The organism is Roseateles sp., from assembly GCF_965262435.1.
In the GTDB taxonomy this organism is placed as follows: domain Bacteria; phylum Pseudomonadota; class Gammaproteobacteria; order Burkholderiales; family Burkholderiaceae_C; genus Paucibacter_A.
On the sequence record NZ_OZ253537.1, the window covers coordinates 3,722,449 to 3,741,138 of the forward strand.

Genomic DNA, 18,690 nt, shown 5'->3' on the forward strand with positions numbered 1-18,690 from the left:
GGGCTCAGAACAAGCCGCTGATGCGCCCCTGCGCATCCACATCGATGCGCTCGGCCGAGGGGACTTTGGGCAGGCCCGGCATGGTCATGATGTCGCCGCAGATGGCCACCACGAACTCAGCGCCTGCAGCCAAGCGCACTTCGCGCACGCGCAGCACATGGCCCTCAGGCGCGCCGCGCAAGCTGGCATCGCTGCTGAAGGAGTACTGGGTCTTGGCGATGCAGACCGGCAGTTCCCCCCAACCGGCGTTCTGCCATTCCTGCAGCTGGGCGGCGGCCTTGGGTTCGAACACCACCTCTCCAGCACGGTAGACCTTGCTGGCGATGGCGCGGATCTTGTCGGCCAGCGGCAAGGCATCTTCGTAGATGCTGGCGACACGCGCCCCACCCTGCTCGCACTGGGCCACGACGGCGCGGGCCAACTCGGCCGCACCGGCGCCGCCCTCCGCCCAATGCGTGGCCAGCACGCAGCGCACGCCGCGTTGCTGGCAATAGGCCTGGATCAGGGCGATCTCTTCGGCCGTGTCGGCATCGAAGCGGTTGATGGAGACGATGGCCGGCAAGCCGTAATGCTGCTGCACGTTCTCGATGTGACGGCCGAGATTGGCCAGGCCAATCTCCAGCGCCTGCAGGGTGTCACTGCCCGGCTTTTTCGCATCGGCGCCGCCGTGGTACTTGAGGGCTCGAACCGTGGCCACGATGACGGCGCAGCTGGGCTGCAGGCCGGCCTTGCGGCACTTGATGTCCATGAACTTCTCGGCGCCTAGGTCGGCACCGAAGCCGGCCTCGGTCACCACATAGTCGGCCAGCTTCAGTGCCGTTTGCGTCGCGATCACCGAGTTGCAGCCATGGGCGATATTGGCAAAGGGGCCGCCGTGCACAAAGGCCAGATTGCCTTCGAGGGTCTGCACCAGATTGGGCGCCAGCGCGTCCTTGAGCAGCGCGGCCATCGCGCCATCAGCCTTGAGTTCACGGGCGGTGACCGGGCGCTTGTCGGCCGTGCTGCCGATGACGATATTGCCCAGGCGGCGTTTCAGATCCTCCAGCGATGTGGCCAGGCACAAGATGGCCATGACCTCGGAGGCGACCACGATGTCAAAGCCATCCTGGCGTGGATAGCCATTGCCCGGCCCGCCCAAGGCCACGGTGATGTCGCGCAAGGCACGGTCGTTCATGTCGACCACGCGGCGCCAGCTGATGCGGCGCACATCGATGCCAAGCGCATTGCCATGGTGGATGTGGTTGTCGATCAAGGCGGCCAGCAGATTGTTGGCCAGGGCGATGGCGTGGAAGTCGCCGGTGAAGTGGAGGTTGATGTCCTCCATCGGCACGATCTGCGCCTGGCCGCCGCCGGCTGCACCACCCTTCATGCCGAAGCAAGGGCCCAGCGAGGGCTCGCGCAGGCAGATCATGGCCTTTTTGCCGATGTGATTGAGGCCATCGCCCAAGCCCACCGTGGTGGTGGTCTTGCCTTCGCCCGGCGGTGTGGGTGAAATCGCCGTCACCAGGATCAAGTGGCCGTTCTCGCGGCCGGCCAGGGCAGGCAGATGCTCGAGGCTCAGCTTGGCCTTGTAATGACCGTAGGGGCTGAGCGCCTCTTCGGGCAGATCCAGCGTGCGCTGGGCCAGGGGCAAGATTTTCTGCAGGGTGGCGGCTTGGGCGATCTCGATGTCGGTGGGCATCAGCGGGCTCTTCGGTTGTGGCTGGCTCGGGTGACGCGCCAGCGCAGGGCCAATGAAAAACGGCAAGGTCCGGTAGGACCTTGCCGCGCAGATTATGTCCTTGCCGCAGGCAGGGATCGGCTGTACCTCGCCTTCAGCTCAGCCCGGCCAGCGGGTGCTGATCGGCCGCCCAGACCGGGGCAAAAAAGGCCTGCACCTCGGCCCCCGTGACGTCTTCGCTGCGCACATGACGCCAGCGCGGCGCATGGTCCTTGTCCACGGCCAGGGCACGGATGCCTTCCACGGTTTCACTTTCGGCCGCCGGGCTCAGGTGGAAGCAGTGGTGCACCATATCGCGCTCCATGCGCAGCTCCGCCCCCAGACCCATGCCGCGCGCGCGGCGCAGCTGTTCGAGCGTGACGGCCAGCATCAGCGGCGAGCGCTTGCGCAAGCCGGCCGCGGTGTGCGCAGCCCATTCGTCATCGCGCTCCGCTTCCAGCGAGGCCAGGATGGCAGGCACATCGGGGAGCGAGAAATGCCGGTCGATACGGGCGCGCAGCTTCAAATGATCGGCCGCCGGGGCCAGGTCCACCTTGTCCATGACGGTCGCCACCACATGCTCGGCGCTGCTCTGCTCGCCGTGGCGGAAGGCTTCGATCAGCGAGGGGAAGGCCGCGCTTTGAACGAACACATCACCGAGGCCCAATTCGATGGCGTCGCCAGCCCCAAGCGCCTGGCCGGTCAAGGCCAGCCACTCGCCGACCGCACCCGGGCATTGGCCCAGGAAGTAACCGCCACCGACATCGGGGAAGAGACCGATATTGGTTTCCGGCATGGCCAGACGCGAATGCTCGTTGAGCACGCGCAGCTTGGCGCCCTGGCTCAAGCCCATGCCGCCGCCCATGACCACGCCATCCATCAGAGCGATATAGGGCTTGGCGTAGTGATGGATCAGGTGGTTGAGCGCGTATTCCTCGGTGAAGAAATCAGCCAATGTCGAATCAGCGGCCAGCGCGGCCTGATGGAAGAAGCGGATGTCTCCGCCGGCGCAGAATGCGGCTGGCTTGCCTTCGCGTCCGGCGCCGAGGATCACCACCGCTTCGATCTCAGGCGCAGCGGCCCAGGTCTGGAGCAAGAGGGTCAGATCGCGAATCATGGCCAGCGACAGGGCATTGAGCGCCTGCGCACGATTGAGCGTGATCAGACCCAGACAACCATTGACTTCGGCCAGCACCTGGCCAGCGGATTGCAACTCGGGTAGCAAGGGCGGCTTCATGCCTGTCTCCTGGAGGATGATGTCAATCGATTCGAGGGGTTTACTGGGCCTCGCGCGGCTTGCTCGCGCCAAGCCAGAAGTTCATTGCCTATCAGTGCGGCCAGCACCAGCCCACCCCCGATCATGGCAGCAGACGAGGGCTGCTCACCGGCCCACAGCCAGGCCCAGAGCACGCCAAAGATCACCTCCAGCTGGGCCAAGAGGGCAAGCTCGGGACCGGACAGAACGCGGCTCAGATGCACAACGAGCAGGCAAGGCAGGGCCAGTTGAAACGCGCCCAGACTGGCCAGCAATCCGACATCGTGCCACGAAGCCTGCAGTGGCCAAGCCAAGGGGAGCATGGCCAGGGCTGAAAGGGCTGCTCCGATCAGTACGGCCAGTGGCATGTCGGCTCCGTCGGGCTCGGAGTCCGTGCCGGCCTCGGCCCGCTGTCGGCCCACATGCTGCATCAAGGACCAGTTGATGGCCGAAGCCATGGGCACGCCGAGGGCGATCGCAATGCCTAGCCAGGCACGACCGCCGCCGGGCGCCCCGCCCTGCCCCATCTCATGGCCGAACATCCAGGCGATTCCGCAGCTGGCCACGACGATGGCGGACCAGGTGCGCAGGGGCAGACGATGGTGCAGGAAGACGCGAGCCAACAAGGCCGTCAGCAAGGGGCTGAGCGCCATGGTCACCAGCACATTGGCCACCGTAGTCAGGCTCAGGGCCAGCATGAAGGCGGTGAACATGACCGCCCAGCACAAGCCGGAAGCCCAGACCACACGCGGCGCCCGGCGCAGCTGCGAGGCCAAGGCTGTGCCGCGCAGCCAGCTCAAGCCCAGCAGCAAGGCCAGGGCATTGAAGGCACTGCGCCAGAAGGTCAACTCAAAGCCGCGAGCCGCTTCCAGATGCCGCGTGACCACCCCCGCCGTGCTCCACAGCAGGGTGACCAACACCATCAGAAACACGGCCTTGCGATGTGTCATGTTCGAGAATTGAGAGCGGCCCCAAGGGGGCCGCGGGTGTCCATCTGACCAGAGCCTCCCTCATGGAGGGAGGCTGGAGGGAGCTCACTGCGACTCGCGCAGCGAGCTTCACGCTCCTTAAGAGCGCGAAGCTCGCTTGCGCTCGTTCTCAGTCAAGAAGCGCTTGCGCAGACGCACGCTCTTGGGCGTGATCTCGACCAGTTCGTCGTCGTCGATGAAGTCGACACCGTATTCCAGGGTCAGGTCGATCGGCGGGGTGATCTTGATCGCGTCTTCCTTGCCGCTGACGCGGAAGTTGGTCAGCTGCTTGGTTCGGGTGGCGTTGACCACCAGATCGTTGTCGCGGCTGTGGATGCCGACGATCATGCCTTCATACACCGGGTCGTTCGGCTTCACAAACATGCGGCCGCGGTCGTCCAGCTTGCCCAGTGCGTACGTGAAGATTTCGCCTTCGTCCATGGAGATCAGCACGCCGTTCTTGCGGCCACCGATTTCGCCCTTGTGGGCTTCGTAGCCGTCGAAGATCGAAGAGATCAGGCCCGAACCGCGAGTCAAATTCATGAACTCGTTGGAGAAACCGATCAGGCCACGGGCCGGAATGCGGTACTCGAGGCGCACGCGGCCATTGCCGTCCGGTTCCATGTTCAGCATTTCGCCCTTGCGCAGACCCAGAGCCTGCATCACACCGCCTTGGTGGACTTCTTCCACGTCGGCCGTCACCTGCTCCATAGGCTCACACTTGACGCCGTCGATGTCCTGGAACATCACGCGCGGCTTGGACACGGCCAGCTCGTAGCCTTCACGGCGCATGTTTTCCAGCAAGATGGTCAGGTGCAGTTCGCCGCGGCCGCAGACTTCAAAGATACCGTCTTCGTCGGTTTCCTTCACGCGCAGGGCCACGTTGTGCTGCAGTTCCTTCTGCAGGCGATCCCAGATCTGACGGCTGGTCACGAACTTGCCTTCACGACCGGCCAGCGGCGAGGTGTTGACGCAGAAATTCATGGTCAGCGTCGGCTCGTCCACCTTCAGCATGGGCAGCGGGCTGGGGTTGGCTTGGTCGGTGACGGTCACGCCGATACCGATGTCCTCAATGCCGTTGATCAGCACGATATTGCCCGGGCCGGCTTCCGTCACTTGCACGCGGTCCAGGCCTTGGAAGGTCAACACTTGGTTGATGCGGCCGTTGACGGACTTGCCGTCCGGGCCTTCCATCACAGCGACTTGCATGCCGGGCTTGATGGTGCCTTGGCTGATGCGGCCGACGCCGATACGACCCACAAAGGTCGAGAAGTCCAGGGCCGAAATCTGCAGCTGCAGCGGGGCGCTGGCGTCGCCCGACTGGGGCGGCACATGCTTGAGCACGGTGTTGAACAGGGCGGACATGTCCGGGCCCCACTGCTCACCGGGTTTGCCTTCTTCCAGCGAGGTCCAGCCATTGATGCCCGAGGCGTAGACGACCGGGAAGTCCAGTTGCTCGTCGGTGGCGCCCAGCTTGTCGAACAGGTCGAAAGCGGCATTGATGACGGCATCCGGCTTGGCACCGGGCTTGTCCACCTTGTTGACCACGACGATGGGCTTCAGACCCAGGGCCAGGGCCTTCTTGGTCACGAAACGGGTCTGGGGCATCGGGCCTTCTTGGGCGTCGATCAGCAGCACCACACCGTCCACCATGCTCAGTGCGCGCTCGACTTCACCGCCGAAGTCCGCGTGTCCGGGGGTGTCCACGATGTTGATGTGGGTACCTTCCCAGGACACGGCGCAGTTCTTGGCCAAGATGGTGATGCCACGCTCGCGTTCGATGGCGTTGTTGTCCATCACCGTGTCGACGACTTTTTCGTGGTCGGCGAAGGTGCCGCTTTGGCGCAGCAATTGGTCGACCATGGTGGTTTTGCCATGGTCAACGTGGGCGATGATGGCGATGTTACGAATCTGCTTGCTCATACGACACTTTCAAAAAATTCTGGACTTCAGGCAGCTTGGGAACCAACAAGGCTTTGCACCTCGGCGGGACTCAGCAGCCGGTCGGCGATCAGTTCACCGGCCTCGATATGGGCGCTGCCTAGAAAGGCTTGCGCTTCGGGCCCGTAGACCCGCACATGGCGGGCGTCGGGGGCGGCAACACGGCGCCGCAGACCGGTGAGAAAGCGGGCGGCTTCTTCGCTGCTCAAACGCAGCTCGGGCCAATCCGCCAACAAGGAGTCGGGTGGGCGCAGCAAGGCTTCACGTTCACTTTCCGTCAGCGCGGCCAAGGCGTCCAGGCTGATCGCCTGTTCGACCGCCACCGGGCCCGAAGCCGTGCGTCGCAGCGCACTCAGACGCGCGCCACAACCCAGCAGACGGCCCAGGTCTTCGGCGAGGGTGCGCACATACGTACCCTTGCTGCAACGCACTGAGATCACCAGCTCGTCATCCTGCCATTGCTCAATGTCGAGCGCGTGAATGGTGACCTGACGCGAGGGCCGCTCGATGGTGATGCCGGCACGGGCGTATTCGTACAGCGGCCGGCCTTCATGCTTGAGCGCCGAATACATCGGCGGCACCTGGGTGATTTCGCCGCGCAGCTGAGCGCAGGCCGCCTCGATCTGCTCGCGATTCACCTCGACCGGGTGGCGCTCGAGTACCTCGCCCTCACCGTCGCCGGTGGTGGTGATCTCGCCGAGCTTGAGTGTGGCGGTGTAGGCCTTGTCGGCATCCAGGCTGACCTGGCTGAACTTGGTGCCGGCGCCGAAGCACAGCGGCAGCAGGCCGGTCGCCAGCGGATCCAGCGTGCCGGTGTGGCCGGCCTTCTCCGCCCGCAGCAGCCATTTGGCTTTCTGCAGCGCGTCGTTGCTGGACAGGCCCAGCGGCTTGTCAAGCAGCAGCACGCCGTGCAGTGCACGGCGCGGTGTCTTGACGCGCTGGGGTCGGGTGTTCATGGTGGACGACAAAAGGCGTGGCTCTTCTTGGCTTCACTCGCCGGCAGCAGCCGGCTTGTTTTCTTCTTCGGCCGCGGCCGGCTCGTCATCGAGCGCGCGCGTGGCATTGGCCTTGTGAATCAGCGCACTCAGTTCGGCCGCGCGCTCGATGCTGCGGTCGTAGTGAAAATGCAGGCTGGGCACGGTGTGGATCTGCAAACGCTTGAACAAGCCGTTACGCAGAAAGCCCGCGGCCTCGTTCAGCGCCTCGGCGGTCTCGGCAGGGTCACCGACCAGAACCGAGAAGAAGACCTTGGCATGGGCGTAGTCGGGCGTGACCTCAACGGCATTGACCGTGGCCATGCCAATTCGCGGATCTTTGAGCTCGCGGATCAACTCAGCCAAATCGCGCTGGATCTGGTCGGCCACGCGGAAGCTGCGGTTGGGAATGACTCGTTTGTGTCGCATCTCGGAATACTCCTGTGCTGAAACTGCAGGCGGCGCCCCTCACAAACACAAACCCCGCCACTCTCGGGAGGGCGGGGTTTGCGCCGGTTGGGGCAACTCCGCTTTACAGCGTTCGCGCCACTTCCTTGACCTCGAAGAATTCCAGCTGATCGCCCTCGGCGATGTCGCTGTAGTTCTTCAGCTTGATACCGCACTCGAAGCCTTCGCGGACTTCGCGCACATCGTCCTTCATGCGCTTCAGCGTGTCGATCTCGCCGGTGTAGATCACCACGTTCTCGCGCAGCAGGCGGAAGCGAGCCGAGCGGTTGACCACACCCGAAGTGACCATACAGCCGGCAATGGTGCCGATCTTGGTCGCCACGAACACGGTGCGGATCTCGGCCATGCCGATGACCTCTTCGCGCTGCTCGGGAGCCAGCATGCCGGTCATCGCTGCCTTCACTTCATCCACGGCGTCGTAAATGATGTTGTAGTAGCGCAGGTCAACGGCATTGCCTTCGGCCAGCTTGCGTGCGCCGGCGTCAGCACGGACGTTGAAGCCGATGATGACGGCCTTGGAGGCGATCGCCAAATTGACGTCCGACTCGCTGATGCCACCGACGGCGGCATGCACGATCTGAACCTTCACTTCGGCGGTCGACAGCTTGAGCAGCGAAGAAGCCAGGGCTTCCTGCGAGCCTTGCACATCGCTCTTGATGATGATGCCCAGGGTCTGCACATCGCCAGCGCCCATGTTCTCGAACATGTTCTCCAGCTTGGCGGCCTGCTGACGCGACAGCTTCACATCACGGTACTTGCCCGAACGGAAGGTGGCGATTTCACGGGCTCGGCGTTCATCCGACAGCACCATGAACTCATCACCAGCTTGCGGCACTTCGGTCAGGCCCTGAATTTCCACCGGGATGGAAGGACCGGCTTCGGTACAGGCCTTGCCGTCTTCGTCCAGCATGGCGCGCACGCGGCCATAGGTAGAGCCAGCCAGCACCACATCGCCGCGCTTGAGCGTACCGCTCTGCACCAGGATGGTGGCCACCGGGCCGCGGCCCTTGTCCAGCTTGGCTTCGATGACCAGGCCCTTGGCCATGGAGGCCACCGGCGCCTTGAGCTCCAGCACTTCAGCTTGCAGCAGCACTTGCTCCAGCAGGCTGTCCATGCCCTCGCCCGTCTTGGCCGAGACCGGCACAAACGGGGTGTCGCCGCCGAAATCTTCCGGCACGACGCCTTCGGCCACCAGCTCGCCCTTCAGGCGTTCGATGTTGGCACCTTGCTTGTCGATCTTGTTCATGGCCACGACGATGGGCACGCCCGCCGCCTTCGCATGGTGGATCGCTTCCTTGGTCTGGGGCATCACGCCGTCGTCCGCCGCCACCACCAGGATGACGATGTCAGTGGCTGTGGCGCCACGGGCACGCATGGCCGTGAAGGCCGCGTGACCCGGGGTGTCCAGGAAGGTGATCATGCCGCGCGGCGTTTCGACGTGGTAAGCGCCGATGTGCTGCGTGATGCCGCCGGCTTCGCCCGCGGCCACTCGGGCACGGCGGACATAGTCCAGCAGCGAGGTCTTGCCGTGGTCGACGTGACCCATGACGGTGACCACCGGAGCACGCGAGAGCGCTTCATGCTGCTGCTCGGCGCCAACGCCCTCTTCTTCCAGGAAGGCATCGGGATCGTCCAGCTTGGCGGCAAACGCCTTGTGGCCCATTTCTTCCACCAAGATCATGGCGGTTTCTTGGTCCAGTTGCTGGTTGATGGTGCACATCTGGCCCAGCTTCATCAATTGCTTGATGACTTCCGAGGCCTTGATGGACATCTTGTGAGCCAAATCGGCCACCGAGATGGTCTCCGGCACATGAACCTCTTGCACCACCTGCTCGGCAGGTGCGACGAAGTTCGAGTTGCCACCACCGCGGCGGTCGGCATTGCGATCATTGCCTCGACGGCCGGCCGGGCCGCCACGACCCGGCGCACGCCAGGCTGTGGACGGACGCGCACCACCCGGAGCGGCCGGGCCGCTGGGCTTGACGCCACGCTTCTTGGCATCGTCGGCCCAGCTGGAAGACAGCTTTTCCGACTTGACCGACTTCTTGTCGCCCGGCTTGGCGGCACCCGCAGCGGCCGAACCCGGCGCGGCAGGCGCGCCCGGTGTGCCCGGCTTCTTGTGGATGGTGCCCTTGATGCCTTCCTTGCTGGCTTCGACCGGCTTGGGCTCTTCCTTCTTCGCGATCATCACCTTCTTGGGTGCATTCATCATCGCGCGGATGGCCGCAGCTTCGGCCTCAGCAGCCTTGCGGCGGCGCTCCAGGTCGACTTGTTTTTGCTTCTCTTCGGCGCCGACATCGACGGCCTTGACCACGCGCAGGGCGGGCTTGGGCGCTTCGACGGGAGCAGCCACCACAGGGGCAGAAGCTTCGACAGGCGCAGGCGCTGCAACCACAGGAGCCACAACAGGTGCGGGAGCCGGTGCTGCCACTGGGGCAGGTGCCGGCGCACGGGCAGCGGCTGAAGCGCGGTTGATCGCAGCCGCTTCCTTGGCCGCTGCCTCAGCGGTCTGGCGAGGCGGCTTGGCTTTGCCGGCCGCCTTGGCAGCGAGTGCCTCCGCGGCAGCACGGGCAGCAGCTTCCTCGGCGGCACGCGCCTCGGCTGCAGCCTGTTCGGCCTTTTCCTTGCGACGCTGTTCTTCGGCTTCGCGAGCGCGGGCTTCGGCTTCTTCGCGTTCCTTGACGCGGGCGGCCAGCTCCTCCTCTTGCTGGCGCAATGCGGCAGCTTGAGCCTGAGCTTCTTCCTCGCGGCGATGCAGCTCTGCATCCTCGGCGGCGGCCGTGGCAGCGTCATCGACTCCGCTGGCATCGTCGCGCTTGACGAAGGTGCGCTTCTTGCGCACTTCGACCTGGATGGTGCGGGCTTTGCCGCTGGCATCGGCCTGCTTGATTTCGCTGGTCGACTTGCGGGTCAGCGTGATCTTCTTGCGATCGGCGCCGCCGGTACCGTGCGCGGTGCGCAGGTAATCGAGCAGACGTTCCTTGTCGGCTTCATTGAGCGCGTCATCGGTAGAAGACGTCTTGACGCCCGCAGCTTGCAGCTGCTCAAGCAGCGTGCTCGCAGGCCTTTGAAGCTCTGCGGCGAACTGGGCGACGGTAGTCACAGCCATTGTTGGATCCTTAACTTATGCGTTCGGTGCTGGGCGAATGATTGGGGCAGACTCGATGGGCACGCGGCCCTCAAGTGTTGAACCAATGTTCGCGAGCCTTCATGATCAGAGCGCGGGCCGCGCCCTCTTCCATGCCGGCCAATTCAACGAGCTCGTCGACGGCCAGATCGGCCAGGTCGTCGCGAGTGTGGATGTCGCCGTCCGCGAGTTTGGCGACCAGATCCGGCGTCATGCCTTCCAGGTCGCGCAGGTCTTGGGAAACTTCCTCGACCTTTTCTTCGCGGGCGATTTCCATGGTCAACAAGGCATCCTTGGCCCGGGTGCGCAATTCATTGACCGTGTCCTCGTCGAAGGCCTCAACTTCCAGCATTTCCTGCATAGGCACGTAGGCCACTTCTTCCAGGCTGGTAAAACCCTCGGCGATCAAAATATCAGCCACTTCAGCATCGACATCGAGCTTTTCGATGAAGAGCTTGCGGACCGATTCCGATTCCTGCTCATGCTTCACGGCCGATTCTTCGGCCGACATGATATTGATGCGCCAGCCGGTCAGCTCGGAAGCGAGCCGCACGTTCTGGCCGCCGCGGCCGATGGCGATGGCGAGGTTTTCCTCATCCACGACCACGTCCATGGCATGTCGTTCTTCGTCCACCACGATGGACTGCACATTGGCCGGTGCCAAGGCGCCGATCACGAACTGCGCTGGATCTTCCGACCACAGCACGATGTCCACGCGCTCGCCGGCCAACTCATTGGTCACGCCGTTGACGCGGGAGCCGCGCACGCCGACGCAGGTGCCGATCGGATCGACCCGCTTGTCGTGCGAGAGCACGGCCAGCTTGGCACGCGACCCGGCGTCACGAGCGCAGCTCTTGACTTCCAGCAGGCCTTGTTCGATCTCCGGCACTTCCTGGGCGAACAGCTCCTTCATGAATTCCGGGCTGGAGCGCGAAAGCATGATCTGCGGGCCACGCTGGGTCGGGTCGATGCCCAGGATCACGGCACGGACGCGGTCGCCGGTGCGCAGATTTTCCTTGGGGATCATTTCCGAGCGCTTCAGACGGCCCTCGATGCGACCGGACTCGGCAATGATGTCGCCCTTGTCCAGGCGCTTGACGGTGCCGACGAAGATTTGTTCGCCGCGGGCCAGGAAGTCGTTGAGCAGTTGCTCACGCTCCGCATCGCGAATCTTTTGCAGGATGACCTGCTTGGCAGCCTGCGCACCGATACGGCCGATGGGCACGGACTCGATGGGCTCTTCGATGTGGTCTTCCACCTCGATGTCAGCGATTTGCTCCTGCGCTTCAAACAACAGGATTTCCGCATCGGGGTTTTGCAAACCTGCCTCGTTCGGCACCACGTGCCAACGACGGAAGGTTTCATACGCACCGGAATCCCGGTCAACCGAAACGCGAATATCGGCCTCGCCGCCACACAGCTTCTTGGTGGCAGAAGCCAGAGCGGCTTCGACCGCACCAAACACCACATCGAGCTCAACGCTCTTCTCACGCGAAATCGCGTCCACCAGCATCAACAGTTCGCGGTTCATTGATCAGGACCTCCGTCAACCTTGTCATCCTTGCGTGCGGGCTTGGCGCGCGGCGGCTTCTTGGCCGGCGCGGGCTTCACACCACGACCCTTGAAGCTCACCACGGGCACCAAACGGGACTCGCGCAGTTCTTCAAGAGAAAAATCCAATGCCTGATCGGCTTCGCCATCGCTGAACACCAGGCGCCAGGCCTGGGTGTCCGCAAAAGCCGACAGCGCTGCCAGAACAGCACTCGGCTCAACGACCGCACCGGCCTCAGCCGCTACCGGCACCAGCGGCAGTGCCACCGGCTCCACGCCGGCCACGGGCTGCTGTGTCAGCACGCCCTTGTACTTCTTGCGCCCCTGGAAAGGCATGCGCAAGGTGATCTCGATTTCTTCGCCGAGAAAGCGCGCATAGTCCAAAGGCTTCTTCAGCGGGCGATCGAGACCCGGCGACGACACTTCCAAGCGCTCGTAGGCACAGCCTTCGACTTCCAGCAAATACTGCAACTGCCGCGTCACGCGCTCGCAGTCTTCAACGCTGATCAGTGCTCCGGCCAAAGCCTCGGCCGGCAGCTTGTCGATGTACACGCGCAGCAAGCCCGCCGGACTGCGCTCGCAGTCCACCAGGTCGTAACCCAAACCGGTCACGGTTTTTTCAACAGCGTCTTGCCAATTCATGCGTGGTCTATCTACTTTTCTTTCAAGGCGCGCCCTCAGGCGGCGCAAATTCAAATGGACGAAGAACGATCGAGCAAAAAAAATGGGCTGGATGAATCCGCCCACGTTCTTACAGCGCTGTTTGCTGACTCGCACTTCTTGAAGTGTCCGCCTGCTGCACTGCCCGACCAGCTTATGGGGCCCGAGCGCCATCGGCACCTTGACCTCCAGCCTGCCAACATCCTGCGCCGATTCATACCGGGCTCTTTGCTACCAAACCGTCCGCCGTGTCCCACAGCGAAGCCGGGATTGTACTATGCAAGCACCATGCCCACAAGCTCACGGCTTGCGAACATCGCTCGGCATGCGAAAATCCTGCGTTGATTTCAAATCTAGGAGCCACACATGGGATTTCTCGCAGGCAAGCGATTGCTGATCACGGGCGTGCTGTCCAACCGATCCATCGCTTATGGCATTGCAAAAGCCTGCCACCGGGAGGGTGCGGAACTGGCCTTCAGCTATCAGGGCGAACGTTTCAAGGATCGCATCACCGAGTTTGCTGCCGAGTTTGATTCCAAACTGGTGTTTGATTGCGATGTTTCCGACGACGCACAAATCGAGGCCTTGTTCAATAACTTGGGAGAAGCCTGGCCCGAGTTTGACGGTTTCGTCCATTCCATCGGTTTTGCGCCGCGTGAAGCGATTGCCGGTGATTTTCTCGACGGTTTGACCCGCGAGAATTTCCGCATCGCCCACGACATTTCGGCCTACAGCTTCCCGGCCATGGCCAAGCTGGCAGCGCCGCGGCTGCGCCCAGGCGCTGCCCTGCTGACCTTGTCCTATCTGGGTGCCGCACGCTTTGTGCCGAACTACAACACCATGGGTCTGGCCAAGGCATCACTGGAAGCCAGCGTGCGCTACCTGGCGCACTCTCTGGGCGCCAAGGGCGTGCGCGTCAACGGCATTTCCGCCGGCCCGATCAAGACTTTGGCCGCCTCTGGCATCAAGGACTTTGGCAAGCTGCTGACCCAATTCGCCGCCAGCACGCCGATCCGCCGCAATGTGACGATTGAAGACGTCGGCAACGTCGCCGCCTTTTTGCTGTCCGATCTGGCCGGTGGCGTCAGCGCCGAGATCACCTATGTGGACGGAGGCTTCAGCCACGTGGCCTTGAGCGAAGGCTGAGCCCACACCGGCCGGCACAAGCCACAACAAAAACGGGACCCTCAGGCCCCGTTTTTTTATGTCCGAGCGGATTGATCAGCCGGCCGCTACGCAATCGACGTAGTAGCGCGAACGACCATCCTCACCCTTCTCTTCCACGAGTCCATGCACATCGGTGGCGAAGCCCGGGAACTTGGAATTGAAGTCGCGCGTGAAGGTCAGGTAGTCGACGATCTTCTTGTTGAAGCGCTCACCCGGGATCAGCAGCGGAATGCCCGGGGGATAGGGTGTCAAAAGCGAAGTGGTGACCCGACCTTCCAACTGGTCGATCTCCACCCGCTCGGTGCGGCGGTGGGCAATGTGTGCAAACGCATCGCTGGGCTTCATGGCCGGCTCGAGATCGGACAGATAGACCTCGGTGGTCAGGCGGGCGATATCACCCTTGGCATAGGCCTCGTGGATGTTCTGACACAGGTCGCGCAGCCCCATGCGCTCATAGCGCGGCTGGGCAGCACAGAACTCCGGCAGGATGCGCCACAGCGGCGCATTGCGGTCGTAGTCGTCCTTGAACTGCTGCAGCGCGGTCAGCAGCGTGTTCCAGCGGCCCTTGGTGATGCCGATGGTGAAGAGGATGAAGAAGGAGTAGAGCCCTGTCTTCTCGACCACCACGCCATGCTCGGCCAAGAACTTGGTGACGATGGAGGCGGGAATGCCGGTCTCGGCAAACTTGCCGCTCATGTCCATCCCGGGCGTGATGATGGTGGACTTGATCGGGTCCAGCATATTGAAGCCGGCAGCGATCTCGCCAAAACCGTGCCAAGCCTCATTGGCACCCAGCATCCAATCAGCCGGCTTGCCATAGCTCTCTTCGACCAGCTTGTCCGGGCCCCAAACCTTGAACCACCAGTCCTGGTCGTACTCTTCGTCGACCTTGCGCATGGCCCGGCGGAAGTCCAGTGCCTCGGAGATGCTCTCGGCCACCAAAGCCGTGCCGCCCGGGGGCTCCATCATGGCTGCCGCCACATCGCAACTGGCGATGATGGAGTACTGCGGGCTGGTCGAGGTGTGCATCAAGTACGCCTCGTTGAACAAATGCTTGTCCAGCTTGACGTTCTGCGAGTCCTGCACCAGCACCTGCGAAGCCTGGCTCAGGCCAGCCAGCAGCTTGTGGGTGGACTGGGTCGCGTAGACCATGGCGGTCTTGGGACGCACCCGGTTCTTGCCCATGGCGTGGTAAGAGCCATAGAAGTTGTGGAAGGCCGCATGCGGCAACCAGGCTTCGTCGAAATGCAGGGTGTCGATCCAGCCATCGAGCTTTTGCTTGATGGTCTCGGTGTTGTAAAGCACACCGTCGTAGGTGCTCTGGGTCAGCGTCATGATGCGCGGCTTGACCGTCTCGGGGTCCACACCCTTGAGCAAGGGGTTCTTGGCGATCTTCTTCTTGATGGTCTCAGGCGAGAACTCGCTCTCGGGGATGGGGCCGATGATGCCGTAGTGGTTGCGCGTGGGCGTCATGAACACCGGCACCGCGCCGGTCATGATGATGCTGTGCAGGATGCTCTTGTGGCAGTTGCGATCGACCACCACCACATCGCCGGGCGCCACCGTGTGGTGCCAGACCATCTTGTTGGACGTCGAGGTGCCGTTGGTAACGAAGAAGCAATGGTCGGCATTGAAGATGCGCGCGGCATTCTTCTCGGATGCGGCCACCGGGCCGGTGTGATCCAGCAGCTGACCGAGTTCCTCGACCGCATTGCAGACGTCGGCGCGCAGCATGTTCTCGCCGAAGAACTGGTGGAACATCTGGCCGACCGGGCTCTTCAGGAAGGCTACACCACCCGAGTGACCCGGGCAGTGCCAGCTGTAGGAGCCGTCTTGCGCGTAGTCCATCAGCGCCTTGAAGAACGGCGGTGCCAGGCCGTCGAGGTAGCTCTTGGCTTCACGAATGATGTGGCGGGCCACGAACTCCGGCGTGTCCTCGAACATATGAATGAAGCCATGCAGCTCACGCAGGATGTCGTTGGGCAGATGCTGCGAAGTGCGCGTCTCGCCGTAGATGTAGATGGGGATGTCGGCGTTCTTGAAGCGGATTTCTTCGATGAACTTGCGCAGGCTCAGCACGGCCGGGTCCAGCTCGGGGCCGGGCGTGAATTCCTCGTCGTCGATAGACAGGATGAAAGCGCTGGCGCGGCTTTGCTGCTGAGCGAACTGGCTCAGGTCGCCGTAACTCGTGGCGCCCAGGACTTCAAAGCCCTCTTTCTGGATCGCGTCAGCCAGGGCGCGAATGCCCAAACCCGAGGTGTTCTCGGAGCGATAGTCCTCGTCGATGATGACGATGGGAAAGCGAAAGCGCAGCATGTGAAAGCCTCCAGGGCCTGGGACAGAAAAACGAAAGGCGCGAAGTGTAGGGCCAAGCCAAGCCACTGTGCGAAGCACCCTGGCCTTTGTCGCACAAACAGGACGCAAGGGGTGGCTTTTGGCATCTGATGCCGGCTCTTTGACACTGGGCGCGACGAGATGGCGGGCCACTCTGGGCACCGTACACTGATTCCAAGGGATCCGACCCGCGCCGCGCTGTTGAGCTGATGATGAACAGGGAGCCATGACATGGAGATGAATTGGACCACCACCTGGTGGATTGCTTGCGGCGTTCTGGTCGCCATGGAGCTCGCCTCCGGCACCTTTTATCTTTTGATGTTGGCCTTGGGCTGCGCAGCGGGCGCACTGGCCGCGCATTTGGGTCTGGGCGCCAGCACCCAGATGGTCAGCGCCGCTGTGGTCGGTGGCGCCGCGGTCCTGATTTGGCACCAACTGCGCCGGCGCAGCCCCAGCCCACCACCCGTCAACGCCAATCCCGATGCGCATCTGGACATCGGCCAGTCGGTGGATGTCAGCCTCTGGAACGAGCAAGGCCGGGCCCAGGTCAAATACCGCGGCGCCGAGTGGCAGGCACGCTTCAGCGGCCAAGGCCAACCGACGGCGGGTAAACACATCATCCGAGGCATCGAGGGCAGCTGCCTTCAGCTCGATCGCTGAGCAGTCAGACGCCCGCACTCGCCAACAAACTTCACCACACACCCCAAGGAACCCATGGAAATCGCCCTGCTTTTGCTGGTCATCGCAGCCATCTTCGTCGTCCAGTCGATCAAGGTCGTGCCGCAACAGAATGCCTGGGTCATCGAACGTCTGGGTAAGTACCACGGCACCCTGACCCCGGGCCTGAACTTCCTCGTGCCCTTTGTGGACCGCCTGGCCTACAAGCACTCGCTCAAGGAAATTCCGCTCGATGTGCCGAGCCAGGTCTGCATCACCAAGGACAACACCCAACTGACGGTGGATGGCATCCTGTATTTCCAGGTGACCGACGCCATGCGCGCCAGCTATGGTTCCAGCAACTACATCGTCGCCATCACCCAACTCGCGCAGACGACCTTGCGCAGTGTGATCGGTCGCATGGAACTGGACCGCACCTTCGAGGAGCGGGCCGTCATCAACACCTCGGTGGTCGAAGCCCTGGACGAGGCCGCGCTGAACTGGGGCGTCAAGGTGCTGCGCTACGAAATCAAAGACCTGACCCCGCCCCCGGCCATCCTGCACTCGATGCAAGCCCAGATCACCGCCGAGCGCGAAAAGCGCGCCCTGATCGCCGCCTCGGAAGGCCGACGTCAAGAGCAGATCAATATCGCCACCGGTGAACGCGAAGCTGCCATTGCGCGCTCCGAGGGCGAGAAGCAGGCCGAGATCAACAAGGCCGCGGGCACTGCCGCCGCCATCACTGCCGTCGCTGACGCCACCGCCGATGCCATTGGCAAGATCGCCGCCGCCATTCAGTTGCCTGGCGGCGATCAGGCCGTGCAGCTCAAGGTGGCCGAGAAAGCAGTCGATGCTTATGCCCAGCTGGCCCAGAAGAACAACACCATGATCGTGCCCGGCAATATGAGCGAGGTATCCGGCCTGATCGGCACCGCCATGGCCCTGCTCAAGGGTTCCGCCAGCAAAAATTGAATCCCGCCGCCAGATTTCGGCTCAACTTCCTTGGGGGAGCAAAAATCTGCGCTATGATGGCGGGCTTCGGAGAGGTGGATGAGCGGTTTAAGTCGCACGCCTGGAAAGCGTGTGTGGGTTTATCCCCACCGCGGGTTCGAATCCCGCCCTCTCCGCCAGTTTGCTTATGTGTCCCCTCCCCTCATAGGGGACGCGTACTTGCTAGCGTTTCTGCCCTGTTGACTGTGTACTTTTGATGTGTTCCGACGCGGCACGCCTTGACCAACAGGAGGGCAGCGTGGGGAAAGCAAAAGGTGTGAGCACCCGCAATGGGACTCGCATGCATCAGTGGGCAATCAAGACATCCAAAGATCTACTCGTTGATGGCAAAGCCATGGGCTTGCCGCGTTTCACTGGGTACTGAAGACCTCGCGACCGCCAATCGAAAAGCTGCGAAGCTTGAGCACGAATGGCTTGAACGGTTCGAGCGTCAGCGCAAGCAGCGCATCCCTACCACGATTCACAAAGTGACCCCTGCGATCCTTCAACTGATCAAGGGCAGTTGTTCCCATGGGCTTCTGGACTTCGACCAACAGATTAGCTGGGGCGATGACCACCTTCGCCACGTCTGCATCGCATTGAATGTGCTGGACGAAAAGAGAGAGTCTGCAGCGCAGCGGAAGTTCGCATCCAGTTCAAATTGATGCCAGCGTTCCAACGCTGAACCAGGCTGTTGCGCTCCATCTCGACGGTCGCTGGAACATCTGCAACCTGTTTCAAGGAGCCAAGCCGCCAGACCCCCACGCCAGCTATCACCGCTGCGATCAAGAGCACCGCTCCGAACGCCAAACCCAGACGGATCCCAAGTTTGATAGTGCAGCCCTTCATCTAAGTCTCCAAGGACAGGACCTTGGCGATAGCTGCATGCCGCCTGTACT

Annotated in this window: 14 protein-coding genes and 1 tRNA gene; 5 read left to right on the forward strand and 10 right to left on the reverse strand. The window is 62.7% G+C overall.

The window, feature by feature from the left end:
* Positions 1-4: 4 nt before the first annotated feature.
* From ACQY39_RS16015 to rimP, 9 genes are all read right to left on the reverse strand, one after another.
* The gene (locus ACQY39_RS16015; protein WP_428507865.1) at positions 5-1,681 is read right to left on the reverse strand and encodes a formate--tetrahydrofolate ligase; all 1,677 of its coding nucleotides are present in this window, start codon (positions 1,679-1,681) and stop codon (positions 5-7) included.
* Positions 1,682-1,814: 133 nt separating this feature from the next.
* On the reverse strand, positions 1,815-2,936 hold the full coding sequence (locus ACQY39_RS16020; RefSeq protein WP_428507867.1) for an enoyl-CoA hydratase/isomerase family protein: 1,122 nt from the start codon (positions 2,934-2,936) through the stop codon (positions 1,815-1,817).
* Entirely contained in the window at positions 2,933-3,904 is a 972-nt protein-coding gene (locus tag ACQY39_RS16025) for a DMT family transporter (protein ID WP_428507869.1), read from the reverse strand. The genes ACQY39_RS16020 and ACQY39_RS16025 overlap by 4 nt, the downstream gene beginning before the upstream one ends.
* 117 nt (positions 3,905-4,021) lie before the next feature.
* Positions 4,022-5,845, reverse strand: a complete 1,824-nt coding sequence (typA, locus tag ACQY39_RS16030) for a translational GTPase TypA (protein ID WP_263520654.1) — start codon at positions 5,843-5,845, stop codon at positions 4,022-4,024.
* Between the two features lie 26 nt (positions 5,846-5,871).
* Entirely contained in the window at positions 5,872-6,819 is a 948-nt protein-coding gene (gene truB / locus ACQY39_RS16035; protein ID WP_428507871.1) for a tRNA pseudouridine(55) synthase TruB, read from the reverse strand.
* Between the two features lie 33 nt (positions 6,820-6,852).
* Entirely contained in the window at positions 6,853-7,266 is a 414-nt protein-coding gene (gene rbfA / locus ACQY39_RS16040; protein ID WP_263520651.1) for a 30S ribosome-binding factor RbfA, read from the reverse strand.
* Between the two features lie 103 nt (positions 7,267-7,369).
* On the reverse strand, positions 7,370-10,414 hold the full coding sequence (infB, locus tag ACQY39_RS16045; RefSeq protein WP_428507873.1) for a translation initiation factor IF-2: 3,045 nt from the start codon (positions 10,412-10,414) through the stop codon (positions 7,370-7,372).
* 70 nt (positions 10,415-10,484) lie between these two features.
* On the reverse strand, positions 10,485-11,963 hold the full coding sequence (gene nusA / locus ACQY39_RS16050) for a transcription termination factor NusA (protein WP_263520649.1): 1,479 nt from the start codon (positions 11,961-11,963) through the stop codon (positions 10,485-10,487).
* Positions 11,960-12,625 carry a ribosome maturation factor RimP gene (gene rimP, locus ACQY39_RS16055; RefSeq protein ID WP_428510858.1) on the reverse strand — a complete coding sequence of 222 codons (666 nt, stop codon included), beginning with the start codon at positions 12,623-12,625 and terminating at the stop codon, positions 11,960-11,962. The genes nusA and rimP overlap by 4 nt, the downstream gene beginning before the upstream one ends.
* Before the next feature lie 384 nt (positions 12,626-13,009).
* On the opposite strand from rimP, the gene fabI reads away from it, so the two are divergent.
* Positions 13,010-13,789 (forward strand): enoyl-ACP reductase FabI, encoded by a 780-nt coding sequence (gene fabI, locus ACQY39_RS16060; RefSeq protein ID WP_428507876.1) that lies wholly within the window; start codon positions 13,010-13,012, stop codon positions 13,787-13,789.
* A 75-nt stretch (positions 13,790-13,864) separates the two neighbouring features.
* On the opposite strand, the gene ACQY39_RS16065 is transcribed toward fabI, so the two are convergent.
* Complete coding sequence (locus tag ACQY39_RS16065; RefSeq protein WP_263520647.1) at positions 13,865-16,126, reverse strand: arginine/lysine/ornithine decarboxylase; 2,262 nt, start codon at positions 16,124-16,126, stop codon at positions 13,865-13,867.
* 249 nt (positions 16,127-16,375) lie between these two features.
* Here ACQY39_RS16065 and ACQY39_RS16070 point away from each other — a divergent pair, with 249 nt between their 5' ends.
* The 4 genes from ACQY39_RS16070 to ACQY39_RS16085 all read left to right on the forward strand — a co-directional run bounded on the left by ACQY39_RS16070 (position 16,376) and on the right by ACQY39_RS16085 (position 18,456).
* Positions 16,376-16,804: an NfeD family protein gene (locus ACQY39_RS16070; RefSeq protein ID WP_428507878.1), complete on the forward strand. Its 429-nt coding sequence runs from the start codon at positions 16,376-16,378 to the stop codon at positions 16,802-16,804.
* Positions 16,805-16,858: 54 nt separating this feature from the next.
* A complete protein-coding gene (locus ACQY39_RS16075; RefSeq protein ID WP_428507880.1) occupies positions 16,859-17,773 on the forward strand; it encodes an SPFH domain-containing protein in 915 nt (304 codons plus the stop codon).
* Positions 17,774-17,841: 68 nt separating this feature from the next.
* Positions 17,842-17,931: transfer RNA gene (locus ACQY39_RS16080), tRNA-Ser, on the forward strand.
* A 204-nt stretch (positions 17,932-18,135) separates the two neighbouring features.
* Entirely contained in the window at positions 18,136-18,456 is a 321-nt protein-coding gene (locus tag ACQY39_RS16085; protein ID WP_428507882.1) for a hypothetical protein, read from the forward strand.
* Positions 18,457-18,690 lie beyond the last annotated feature (234 nt).